Here is a 12,410-nt window from a genome sequence, read left to right on the forward strand (position 1 = left end):
GTTATAGAACTACGTCAAATCGAAACGCATCAAATCATCCAAGTCTTTCAAAAGCGGATTGATCTCCACAAATTTTTCGAATATTTTACGCTTTGTCAAAACTTCTTTTTTGATGGTTAAATCAGTCTGATATTCGATTTCAATCTTGAAATTACTGACTTTATGTTTGAAATGGTTGAAGAACTCAATACTTAATCTGTCGAATTCTGACTTTGCAAATTCGGAAGAATATTTGACAGTAATGATGTGTTCATCTGTTTTTTCTAATTTGAAGCTGCTGATTGCGTTGTAAACAAAGGTGTTTGTTCTTGCTAGATCCTTCAGGAAGATATTCCACTCGTTATCAACATCAGTTTGAGAGAAATGGTTGGAAGGGAGATTTTCATCTTTTATTTCTGCAAATTCATCCTTCTTAATTTCCTCCTTTTTCTCCAAAGCCGCTTTGATGCTGAACTTAGAATTGGAAGAACTCCTCGCGATAGGTTCAGACGCTTTCTGAATCACCTTTTTAGGTTCTTCGAAAACTGATTTTACAGGTTCTGGTTTGATTTCTGTCTGAGGTTTTGGCTCAGTAGAAACTGGTTTGGTTTCGGAAATTAAATTAGCTTCAAGAAGCGGCGCTAATATTAAGAACTTTTTTTTTTAGCTTCCAAACCTGCCGTGAGACTTGATAATTGCATCAAGGCAATCTCAACAGTCAAACGTGGATTTTTGGAATTTTTATAATTGATGTCGGCGAAATTACAAATCTCGATTCCGTCTATCAATTCCTGGGCTTTCCATTTTTGGGATTGCTCTGCAAATTTGGATTTGGTTTTTTCTCCAACTTCGATCAAGTTCAAAGTTTTGGGATTTTGAGCCATCATCAGATCGCGGAAATGATTTCCCAATCCGGCGATGAAAATATGTGGGTCAAAACCTTTTTTCACAATCTCATCGAACGCTGTCAAAACACCAGGAATATCATTTTCCTTCGCTAAATCAGCAATTTTCAGATATTGGTCGTAATCCAGAATATTAAGTACTTCCGCTGCTTTTTCAAGCGTGATATTTTTTTGAGAAAATGTACTTAGTCTATCAAAAATAGATAACGCATCTCTCAAAGCGCCATCAGCTTTTTGAGCAATCAGATAAAGTGCATCGTCTTCGTAAGTGATATTTTCCTTCTCGGCAATTTTTCGCAAATGCTCCTGAATATCCTCAATTGTTATTCTTTTGAAATCATAGATTTGACATCTGGAAAGAATCGTTGGAATGATTTTGTGCTTCTCAGTCGTTGCTAAGATGAAAATAGCGTGCGCCGGCGGTTCTTCCAAAGTTTTCAGAAACGCGTTGAAAGCAGCCTGAGACAACATATGAACCTCGTCAATAATATAAACTTTATACTTCCCGACTTGAGGCGCAAATCTCACTTGGTCGATCAATTCACGGATGTCATCAACAGAGTTGTTGGAAGCGGCATCTAATTCATAAATGTTAAATGCGAAACCATCATCATCTGCGGCACCTGATTTTTCATTGATTTTACGTGCCAGGATTCTCGCGCAGGTTGTTTTACCAACACCTCTTGGTCCGCAGAAAAGCAGAGCCTGAGCCAACTGGCTTTCTTCGATGGCGTGTTCCAAAGTATCGGTAACGTGTGATTGCCCAACAACAGTGTCAAACTCTTGCGGACGGTACTTGCGTGCGGATACGATGAAATTTTCCATTGCTCAAAAGTAAGGATTAATTGTGAATTTTGGAAATGGTTTTTCCAGATATTTCTGAGTTAAATTAGCTTTAAGATTAATATATGATAAAGACAAATTTTCTGCCTATTAAAATTGAGGCGTGAAATTTCCTCAAAATTATGAACAAACTATTTCATTGTAATTTTAACAAATTATTTTCTAAAGAATATAATACTTTTTATTAATCATCATCATTTCCGAGAAGTTTATCCATAAGACCTTCGTCATTGCTATTATCGTCATCTTCGGCTAGTAAATGGGCAATATCGTCTGGATTTTGTTTGTGATTAATAGAAATTCCCGGTGGATTAAAAATACCCCATCTGTCGGTAATGAACTGTTTGTTGTCAAAACTAGCGACCCAGTCTAGAAAAAGAATTCTAAATTCTTCTATTTGCCTATCTACAATACTGAAATATTTGCTATCAGAAAAACCTCGTTTACGAAATTCTTCACCTAATCCTGAAACTTCTAAACAAGAACTTCTAACCAATGCTGCACAATGCATCTTTCTATCATAGCGGTTGCTCTCCTGCGCCCTGATTAAGTTACTTGTTATTCTACCGCTTGCCTTGAGAATCAGCGCATTCATAAAAACAAAAAAAACTTTCCTTTCTGGAATGAGTTTAGCGATAGATTTTAGAGTGTCATCTATTTCCTCTGCCTTTTTGTACAAAGGTGATTCGAAAAAAATTTCCATTTGATCCATAATATGTGTTTTAGGAAATAAATATAATAAAAAAAAGAGAACAAATAATTGTTCTCTTTTAATTTTATCTCAATGAAATCTCTTACAATTCCAAAGCTTTTTTCTCGTCGCCATCCATAAGGAATTCTACAGGATTGTCGATTGCTTCTTTTACGGCTACCAAGAAACCTACGGATTCTTTACCGTCGATGATCCTGTGATCATAAGACATCGCAACGTACATCATTGGTCTGATCACGACTTGTCCGTCAACAGCAACTGGTCTTTGGATGATGTTGTGCATTCCCAAGATTGCAGATTGTGGCGGGTTGATGATCGGTGTAGATAACATCGATCCGAAAGTTCCACCATTGGTGATAGTGAACGTTCCGCCAGTCATCTCGTCAACTGTAATTTTTCCGTCTCTTACTTTAAGCGCAAGGTCTTTTATGCTAGCTTCAACACCTCTTAGAGACATATTTTCTGCATTTCTAAGAACCGGAACCATCAAACCTTTTGGCCCTGAAACTGCGATAGAAATATCAGCAAAGTCATAGCTAGTTTTGAAATCTCCGTCGATAGAAGCGTTCACATCTGGATAAAGTTTCAATGCTCTGGTTACAGCTTTCGTGAAGAAAGACATAAATCCAAGACCAATCCCGTGTTTTGCAGCAAATTCTTCTTTATATTGTTTTCTGATTCTGAAGATCTCAGACATATCAACCTCGTTGAAAGTCGTCAACATTGCAGTTTCGTTTTTCACTGAAACCAATCTTGCAGCAATCTTTCTTCTAAGGACTGAAAGTTTTGTAGTTGATGTTCCTCTGTTTCCGCCGCTTGCACTTCCCATTGCAGGAACCGAAGCTGTAACAGCGTCATCTTTTGTAATTCTGCCATCTCTGCCAGAACCACTTACTTGACTCGGCGCAATTCCTTTTTCGTCAAGGATTTTCTTAGCAGCAGGAGAAGGTGTTTGAGCAGCGTAAGTTTCAGTTTTTGCAGCTTCTACTTTTGAAGCAGGAGCTGGTTCTTCTTTTTTAACTTCAGCTTTAGGCTCTTCTTTTGGTTTTTCTGCAGCTGGAGCAGCACCACCTTCTGGTTTTGCAGCGTCCATATCAATAAGACAAACCACCTGACCAACTTGAACCACTTCACCTTCTTCTGCCTTCAAAGTGATGATACCACTTTGCTCAGCAGGAAGTTCCAAAGTTGCCTTATCAGAATCTACTTCTGCAATGGGCTGATCTTTTTCTACGTAATCACCGTCTTGTACTAACCAAGTCGCAATTTCTACTTCTGTGATAGATTCTCCCGGTGAAGGAACTTTCATTTCTAATATTGACATACTCTTTTTTGTTTTTAATTTCAGAACAATCCGTGAAGACTGTTATTCTTTATAGTTTATTAATTTTATTAAGCTGTAACAGGTCTTTTTACAGGTTCACCGTTACATTGAAAAACAGAATTGATGATCTTCGTCTGGTTTTTCTCGAACATTTTGTGACTTCCTGGCGCTGGCGTTCCGCTTGCAACTGGAGAGATCAACTGGATATTGGTATCACGGAAGTTTCTCAAGATGAAACTCCAAGCTCCCATATTTTCAGGTTCTTCCTGAGCCCAGATCAAGTCTTTCTTATTATTATATTTATCGAAGATCGCTGTAATTTTTTCGAAGTTCAATGGATAAACTTGCTCAAGTCTTACCAAGGCTACTTTATCATCATTCAATTCTTCTTTCTTAGCCAAAAGATCGTAGTATAATTTACCAGTACAAAGCACCAATCTTTCCACTTTTGCAGGATCAGCTGTAGGATCGTCCAAAATTGGTTGGAAACTTCCTGTTGCAAGATCTTCTAGTGGAGAAACTACTTTTGGATGTCTCAACAATGATTTAGGCGTCATGATCACCAATGGTTTTCTGAATCCGAATTTCATTTGTCTTCTCAACAAGTGGAAATAGTTAGCTGGAGAAGTAATGTTTGCAACAATGATGTTCTCATTGGCAGCAAGCGTCAGGAATCTTTCCAATCTTGCAGAAGAGTGTTCTGCACCTTGACCTTCGGATCCGTGAGGCAACATCATTACCAAACCATCTTGGATCTTCCATTTTTCCTCGGCAGCAACTAGATATTGGTCAACAATGATCTGAGCACCATTTGTAAAATCACCGAACTGAGCTTCCCAGATGGTCAATGTTTTAGGTGCGGCCATTGCATAACCATAATCGAAACCTAGAACGCCATATTCTGAAAGATGTGAGTTATAAACATCAAATCTTTGTTCGTTTATTTGTCTTAATGGGATATATTCTTCCTCTGTATCTTCAGTTTTAACAACGGCGTGGCGATGAGAGAATGTTCCTCTTTCCACATCTTCTCCGGAAAGTCTTACGTTATAACCTTCCGTAAGAAGTGTCGCATAAGCCAACAACTCTCCTGCTGCCCAATCCAAAGAATTATTCTCAACCATCTTTACTCTGTTTTCGAAAAGACGGGTAATTTTATTGATGAATTTTTTGTCTGAAGGAAGTGTAGAAATCTTAACCGCAAGCTCCTTCAATTTTTCAAGATCGTATGTGGTGTCAACGTTTGAATTGGCAACAGCACCTTTCGTCCCCAATGGGAAATCTGTCCAGTCGTCTTTCATGAAGACGTCCATCGTATTTCTTTCGATCTCTTTGGAAGCATCAAAATTCTCATCAAGCAGCGCTTTGAATTCCTTCTCCATTTTGCTCAAAACCTCGTCAGAAACAACATTTTCTTTGATCAAAAGATCTTTGTAGATCTCTCTTGGATTCTGATGTTTTGAGATTAATTTATAAAGATTTGGCTGGGTGAATCTTGGCTCATCACCTTCATTGTGACCATATTTTCTATAGCCAAGAAGGTCAATATAAACATCTTTACCAAACTTCGCACGGAAATCAGCCGCAAATCTGATGGCGTGAACCACAGCTTCTACATCATCGGCATTGATGTGCATTACTGGAGAATCTGTCACTTTTGCAATATCTGTACAATATACAGACGATCTTGCATCGGTATAATTGGTTGTGAAAGAAACTTGGTTATTCACAACGATGTGAACTGTTCCACCTGTTTTGTAACCTTCCAGATTCATCATCTGAGCGATCTCATAAACTATACCTTGACCAGCAATAGCACCATCTCCGTGGATCACGATTGGTAAAACTTTAGAATAGTCGTCTTTGTAAACATTATCTACCTTAGCTCGGCAGATTCCTTCTACAAGGGCAGCTACCGTTTCCAGGTGCGATGGATTCGGCGTTAAATTAATTCTAACCTCTTCCCCATTTGCTGTGGTAATTTTTTTAGAAGATCCCAAGTGGTATTTTACATCACCAGAGAATACATCTTCTTCAAATTCTTTCCCTTCGAATTCTGAGAAAATTTGTTTGTATGATTTTTGGAAAACATTAGTCAATACATTCAGACGTCCTCTGTGAGCCATTCCAAGAACAACCTCATCAACACCTAACTGTGAAGATCTTGTAATCAGTTGATCCAAAGCTGGGATCAAAGATTCACCTCCCTCCAGAGAGAAACGTTTTTGACCTACGAATTTTGTATGAAGATAATTTTCAAACGCCACCGCTTGGTTTAATTTGAAAAGGATCTCAGTTTTTTCCTGAGCAGAAAGTGTTGGGTGGTTTTCGTTGACGTTTACCCATTCCATGATCCACTTCTTCTCCTCCACATTTTGGATATGCATGTACTCCACACCGATAGAATCACAATAGATGTTCTCCAGATGTGTAATGATCTCCTGCAAAGTTGCAGGACCAGGCATTCCGGTTTGTGTTGCAGAATTGAATTTCTTATTCAGATCCTCCTTGGACAATCCGAAGTTTTCTATATCAAGTGTCGGGAAATAGAATCTTCTCTCCCTTACTGGATTTGTTTTTGTAAAAAGGTGTCCTCTTGACCTGTAAGCCTCGATCAGACTCACCACTTTGAATTCTTTCGAAATATCTTCTGAAACCGCATTGTTAGTGACAGCTTGCTGAGCATATTGAACAGGAGCAGAACTGGATGGCGCTGCCGAATCCGAATTATCATCGCCATAGTTTTCTAGAGCGAAATCAAAACCTTGAAAAAAAGATTTCCAAGAAGGCTCAAGAGAATCCGGGTATTTTTGGTATTGCGCATACATATCATCAATCAATTGAGCATGTACAGCATTTAGAAATGAAAATTTATCCATTATTACAGACTATCTGTTAAATTTTATTATTAAATAATTGCCAACAAATTTACTAAATTTTTGTGGAATGGCACATAATGTACTGTTTTATTACCGTAAATATACGTGATATTTATCAGATAAACTATCGATAAACGGGGAGAGATAATTTTAACTTTACATCCTGAACATCAGTTGGTTCTTCAAGGAACTCTTCCATAAGCTGCCCGTTTCTGAGCGTGTCTTTCTTCGCCTTTTTCAGCAGTTCCTGGATGTTTTTTATGCGGTTGTTATAATTTCCCTGAAAATAGATCACATAGACCTTTGAGGCATTCACGGTTTGAAAATTGAAATTGTTATCACTGACAGAAACCCGTTTTGACAATGGAATGCCATAGAAATATGAGATCTCTTTATCTTTGAGACTTGCCGCATTTGTTAGGAGTACCGGAACACCGAATTCATCATCCTTTTTAGCAAGATCGGACTTGATGAAGTTGAGGACTTTGTTGTGGTTCATCAAAACGTTTTTAAAGATGATCTCCTTTGTATTTCGTGTGCTTACATTTACGCCAAGCAAAAGTCCACCTTCCCTGTTCTCAACCATCACGCTGTCATATTTCACCGATGCCAATTGCTGGTCTCTGTCCACTTTGTTCCCTAAAAGCGAATAGAGATTCTTCATACTTTTATCGATGTTCTCAACAAAGAAATCTTCTGCAACCAGATTCAGTGACCTTTCCAGATAACTTCTTTTTGGTGTATGAATATTCCAAATTAATTTGGTCTTGTTGCCAGCTGGGATGAACTTAACATCGATCAGATAAGGATTTTCGCTCTCACCTTCGAAAAGTTGATAACGCAGCGTTCTGTTTTTATTGGAATATCGGATAAACATATCTCCGAACTCATTGTTCTTTTTATTAGAGAATTTCATCGAACTTCCAAGACCTTCGTATGGTGTAAAAAAGCGATAGCTGACGTCTTCTTTCCCATTAAAGAAATCATTCCATGCCGTAAAATTCTGAAGATTGTTGAACTGAGGAAAAACTTTGTCTACAGGATAAGCAATCTCTGAATGATGAACGAAACTTTTGCTGTCGTCCACAAAATTCATAGAAATAGAATATACACCGAATAAGCAGAGAATAATTATGATGATAAATTTGAGAAAACGCATTTTTTAATAATAAATTTAGAATGGATAACCGATTGCGAAGTTGATGGTTGGCTTCAATGGCTGTATCTTGTCAATCACCCATCTTTCACCCTCAGGTCTGTTAGGATCATGTATTTTGTAAGCCATATCCAATCTCAGATTCACATAAGCGATATTCATCCTGATCCCAAATCCGCTACCAACACCCATCTGACTGATAAACTTCTTGAATTTGAACTGGTCTCCGAATCCATTGTCTTTAAGACCCCAAATATTACCTGCATCTGTAAAGAGTGCGGCTTCAAAAGTATCTGTAAGAGGAAGACGGTATTCTATACTGGTTGTCAATTTCACATTGTCCATCGCATAAGAACGTACGCGCTCATCCAACTGGGAATCCGCAGGTCCCAATCCACCAAAAGCAACCCAGGCTCTAATATCGTACGCACCTCCATTGAAGTACGACCTTACAAAAGGCATCTCCGTAGAGTTACCATAAGGAATCCCTATCCCAACAAATTGTCTAACCGCCAATGTGTGCGGCTTTGCACGATCATTGAAAAAGGTAAAATACTTTCGGAAATCAAAATCAAACTTAATGAACTGCGAGAACGGGATATTGAAGATGGTTTTTGTATTGCCATACAGCAAATAGTTCTCTTCTTTTTTGGTGATCAGATTAAGGAAATTACCCGCGATCTCCACTTTCCCTGTAAATGCAAATGGATTTCTGTAATCTTTTTTTCCGATCTCATTATAACTAAAATTATATAGGATAGAAGAAATAATAACGTCCTGCGTTTGGCGCTCCTTATTGTAAATGGACTGCATGTAATTGTACAGTAATCCACTATCGGTAGCTAAAAGGTTGGCAATAAAAGGGGTATCATTTAAAATGATTGCAGAAATCTGATCAAAAGAATAATTATTTGGATTAACTTCAGGATGATCAACTTTGTAAAGGTCGAAGATGTTTTCCCGATATTCATTATCAGCTGGGAAATAACCGTAGTATCTATCTTTATTCTGAGTCAAACTCAACTGTGTATTGAACAAGGTCAGTCTATGTTGTACAAGTCCGTCGTTCACATTGGCATTATAAGAAAGCCCTGTATTGAAGTTGATCCTACCCAATCCAATATTATTTTGGACAGATGCTCCAAGATTGATACTGGTTGTAGGCGAATATCTTTTGGGGATCAGCTTATAATATCTTCTTATAGGAACCAGCAACCTAGGAAACTGAAGCGATGTCTGCGCAGACAACTCGTACGCATTGAAAAATGCATTCGGGTCTTTTGGATCTTTTGTGGTCCCGATAATCCCGGAAAAACTGGTCACTAGATTCTCCGCGCCTCCAAACACATTTCTGGTGGTAAGATCAACCGACGGAGAAAAACCAAAATTCAGGATCTGAGAATAATGGATATCTGTTGCTATATTGAACTCATACTTTGGCAAAGGTTTCAAAACGTATTCTACATCAATAATGCTGTCTCTTTCTGCAGCGGTTCCCTTTTTTCTAAGTTCATCAGAAGCTTTCAGGATCGTGAAGTTGTTCATCGCGATCAGATTCCTTCTTGTAAGGTCCAGATTGGACTGCTTATAGACCTCTCCACTCCTCAAAGTGATTGGCAACCATAAAGAATTCACAGTGTATGCACTGTCTTTTCTATAGATATTGATCCCTCTAAGACTGTCTTTCAGTGGCAGTTTGCCGACGTTATTAATATTCCTGGCAACAGAAACACTAATATTTCCGATAGTAGCCTTTCTGTAAGGCGTATCCAAAGAATCTTTGTGAATGGACATTACCACAGGAACATCCTTTCTGCTTTTCAAAGAATCCGCAATAAAATAGATGTCCTGATTGTCATTATTAAATTTATAATATCCCTCATCTCTCATCAAATCGTTGATTCTCACAATTTCTTTTTCCAAGACACCTTCGTCCAAGATCTGACCTTTTCTTACAAGGCTTTTATCAAGTTTGAACTCGTACAAAGCTCTGATGTTCGGGTCCGGGATATTGTAATAATAATCTTTGATGTATGTTGGGTCTTTATGTGTGATGACATATTCCACCTCTGCTTTCTTAGCAGCAGAATCTTTATCTACCGTTGTTTTAACTTCTGCATCCCAATAGCCACGATTGATCAATCTATTATTGATACTCTTCGCACTTTGATTGGTTTTTGCATCGCTTAGGATCACTGGCGCATTTCCTACTGTATGGAAGAATCTGTTCCAAAAAAGATTTTTCCCCACATACTCAGGATGGTCATATTTCACGAACAAGGAGTCCCTGAGTTTCTGATTTCTCATCTCACTTGGGTAGGTCATATATTCCTTCAGGATCGTATCATACTTTGGGTTGGCAGCATTGTAGAACATCAGTCCCAAAGGAACAACCATCAATGTTTTTTTGTTTGGTTTCTGGGCCACCAGATCAGGAAGCTCATCGCCTAAAATTTTACCATCCGTGTATTCGAATTTGTTTTGTGTGAGAAGATATTCTCCGTCAGGAACTTTTTTAGTGACGTTACATGCGTACAAAATCGCACTTAAAATTGCGGAGTAACAAAATATATGATATTTTTGGAAATATTTGTTGATATGCTTACGGCTCATACTATAAAGACTATACAATCTCTGGACAAAAAGAAATACAGGCAAAAATACAATTTGTTTTTAGTTGAGGGTAATAAAATTATAAAAGAACTACCCAATTCTGACTACGAAATCGAAAACCTATATTCCATAGATCCGGAAAATATTACTTTCAAAACGAAAGGAATTGAGAAAATCTTGCCTAATGACCTCAAAAAGATAAGTTTTCTTCAGCATCCGAAAGATTCTGTGGCCGTTTGTAAGATTCCTGAAAGTAAAATTTTAACTGATGTAAAAATTCAATTGATATTGGATGGAATTCAGGATCCGGGAAATCTTGGGACGATCATCAGATTGGCAGATTGGTTCGGGATAGAGCAGATCATTTGTAGCAATGATACAGTGGATGTTTATAATCCAAAAGTGATACAGGCGACAATGGGCTCTTTCTTAAGGGTAAATGTTTTTTACACCAATCTTGATGAATATCTGAGAGACTATCAATATCCCATTTTAGGAACCGATATGAATGGAGAAAACATCTATGAAACCCAATTTCCAGAAAGATTTTCTTTGGTGTTTGGTAATGAGGGAAACGGAATAAGACCTTCCACGGAAGATCTTATTTCAAAAATGATCACCATCCCAAGATTCGGAAAATCACAGTCAACAGAGAGTCTCAATGTTTCTATGTCCGCCGGAATCATCTTGGGCGAAGTATTTTCTAAAAAATAAATTTTAGATTAATTTTTCTAAACTGGACGTTGTTTTGTTTTTCTGATATTCATCCAATTTTTTTCTGATAAATCTAAGGGCATAAGGTGCAAGATACACCAATGCCAAACCAACTGCTTTTCTTTTCCAATTTTTATTCATCACACTTTTTTTTGCAAAATTACTTACTAGCGCCACAGTTCCCATTTTGATGGTCGTTTCCAACAATCCGGACTTTACGCCATCGTTTGCCAAATTTAGAATATTTTTTTTAGATGCTGTCTCTTTCATTCCGGAAGAGATCTCTCTCATGATATTTTGAGTATCCAATGAAAGTGATTTTTCGCCATCCTCATCTTCAGTTTCTTTCAGGAGCTTATCTGTCAGACCATTGGTCATGACACTCAGGCTGTCCTTTTTACTTTTGAAGGTCAAAATATCTTCCAACTCGCCGATTTCTTGTTTCAGAAGTCTTTTTTCACTTCTTAGTTCATCAAGATTAGTATATTTAGTTGCCATAAGTTTATTTTTTTAGAAAGTCAATTACCTGATTTGCGATGGATTTGACAATCAATTTCTTGAGGAAGAAAACCGCGATCATCAGCACAAAATAGAATCCTGCAACGATCAAAAATCCATATCCCATATTTCCTAACGATTGACCGATCAGGAATGCTATCCCAAAATTGAAAAGAATGATAAAGAATGAAAATGCGATCACCACAATGGAAATGAATACAATAATCCCAGCGGAAAGTGACGACTTCTCCGTGAATTGGAGCTTGATCAGATCCAGACGCTTAGTCGTATAATCTTTTATAATATCAATCATATGTATCTTGTTAAATATAAAATAACACTATTATTTACAAAAAAAGGAATTTAGTTTCTAAATTCCTTTTCGAGAATGCTGTATTATAAGGCTTATTTCAAACCGTCCAATTCAGTTTCTACGTCTTTTACAACATCAGAAGTTTTGGTAACGATCTGATCTTTATATTTGTCATAGCTGTCTTTTACAGTAGAAGCTACATTTTGAGCTGTTTCTTTGAAAGTGGAAGATAAAGAGTTGTATTTATCTTTTACGTTGTGAGACACTTCAGAATATTTATCTTTTACAACTTCAGAAGTTTTTCCGTATTCGTCAACCGCTTTATCTTTTAGATCGTTGGCTTTGTCTCTGATTTTCTTTCTGGTCTCTTTACCTTCTTCGGGAGCATAAAGTAAACCTAAAATTACACCTGTTGCTGCTCCTGCTAATAATGCAGCCAATACTGCTGCTGAGTTTGATTTTTTTGACATTGTT

General features: G+C 37.6%; 11 protein-coding genes. 1 reads left to right on the forward strand and 10 read right to left on the reverse strand.

What is annotated here, in order from left to right; translation table 11 throughout:
* Window positions 1-9: 9 nt before the first annotated feature.
* The 7 genes from AXA65_RS20105 to AXA65_RS05470 all read right to left on the reverse strand — a co-directional run bounded on the left by AXA65_RS20105 (window position 10) and on the right by AXA65_RS05470 (window position 10,411).
* Window positions 10-504 (reverse strand): hypothetical protein, encoded by a 495-nt coding sequence (locus AXA65_RS20105; protein ID WP_228391628.1) that lies wholly within the window; start codon window positions 502-504, stop codon window positions 10-12.
* A gap of 122 nt (window positions 505-626) precedes the next feature.
* Window positions 627-1,709: a DNA polymerase III subunit gamma/tau gene (gene dnaX / locus AXA65_RS05445; RefSeq protein ID WP_063969111.1), complete on the reverse strand. Its 1,083-nt coding sequence runs from the start codon at window positions 1,707-1,709 to the stop codon at window positions 627-629.
* Between the two features lie 202 nt (window positions 1,710-1,911).
* Window positions 1,912-2,439: a hypothetical protein gene (locus tag AXA65_RS05450; RefSeq protein WP_086048085.1), complete on the reverse strand. Its 528-nt coding sequence runs from the start codon at window positions 2,437-2,439 to the stop codon at window positions 1,912-1,914.
* Window positions 2,440-2,521: 82 nt separating this feature from the next.
* Complete coding sequence (gene odhB / locus AXA65_RS05455) at window positions 2,522-3,763, reverse strand: 2-oxoglutarate dehydrogenase complex dihydrolipoyllysine-residue succinyltransferase (protein ID WP_063969112.1); 1,242 nt, start codon at window positions 3,761-3,763, stop codon at window positions 2,522-2,524.
* 68 nt (window positions 3,764-3,831) lie between these two features.
* Window positions 3,832-6,642, reverse strand: a complete 2,811-nt coding sequence (locus AXA65_RS05460) for a 2-oxoglutarate dehydrogenase E1 component (protein ID WP_063969113.1) — start codon at window positions 6,640-6,642, stop codon at window positions 3,832-3,834.
* A 124-nt stretch (window positions 6,643-6,766) separates the two neighbouring features.
* Entirely contained in the window at window positions 6,767-7,801 is a 1,035-nt protein-coding gene (locus AXA65_RS05465; protein WP_063969114.1) for a hypothetical protein, read from the reverse strand.
* A gap of 15 nt (window positions 7,802-7,816) precedes the next feature.
* Window positions 7,817-10,411: a BamA/TamA family outer membrane protein gene (locus AXA65_RS05470; protein ID WP_086048086.1), complete on the reverse strand. Its 2,595-nt coding sequence runs from the start codon at window positions 10,409-10,411 to the stop codon at window positions 7,817-7,819.
* On the opposite strand from AXA65_RS05470, the gene AXA65_RS05475 reads away from it, so the two are divergent.
* Window positions 10,397-11,125: a TrmH family RNA methyltransferase gene (locus AXA65_RS05475; protein ID WP_063969159.1), complete on the forward strand. Its 729-nt coding sequence runs from the start codon at window positions 10,397-10,399 to the stop codon at window positions 11,123-11,125. The two genes, AXA65_RS05470 and AXA65_RS05475, sit on opposite strands and share 15 nt — an antisense overlap.
* A gap of 3 nt (window positions 11,126-11,128) precedes the next feature.
* Here AXA65_RS05475 and AXA65_RS05480 read toward each other — a convergent pair whose 3' ends face one another.
* The 3 genes from AXA65_RS05480 to AXA65_RS05490 all read right to left on the reverse strand — a co-directional run bounded on the left by AXA65_RS05480 (window position 11,129) and on the right by AXA65_RS05490 (window position 12,406).
* Window positions 11,129-11,623: a hypothetical protein gene (locus tag AXA65_RS05480; protein ID WP_063969115.1), complete on the reverse strand. Its 495-nt coding sequence runs from the start codon at window positions 11,621-11,623 to the stop codon at window positions 11,129-11,131.
* Window positions 11,624-11,627: 4 nt separating this feature from the next.
* Window positions 11,628-11,936 carry a hypothetical protein gene (locus tag AXA65_RS05485; RefSeq protein ID WP_063969116.1) on the reverse strand — a complete coding sequence of 103 codons (309 nt, stop codon included), beginning with the start codon at window positions 11,934-11,936 and terminating at the stop codon, window positions 11,628-11,630.
* Between the two features lie 92 nt (window positions 11,937-12,028).
* Complete coding sequence (locus AXA65_RS05490) at window positions 12,029-12,406, reverse strand: YtxH domain-containing protein (RefSeq protein WP_063969117.1); 378 nt, start codon at window positions 12,404-12,406, stop codon at window positions 12,029-12,031.
* Between the last annotated feature and the right edge of the window lie 4 nt (window positions 12,407-12,410).

It is taken from the genome of Chryseobacterium sp. FP211-J200, assembly GCF_001643375.1.
GTDB lineage: Bacteria > Bacteroidota > Bacteroidia > Flavobacteriales > Weeksellaceae > Epilithonimonas > Epilithonimonas ginsengisoli.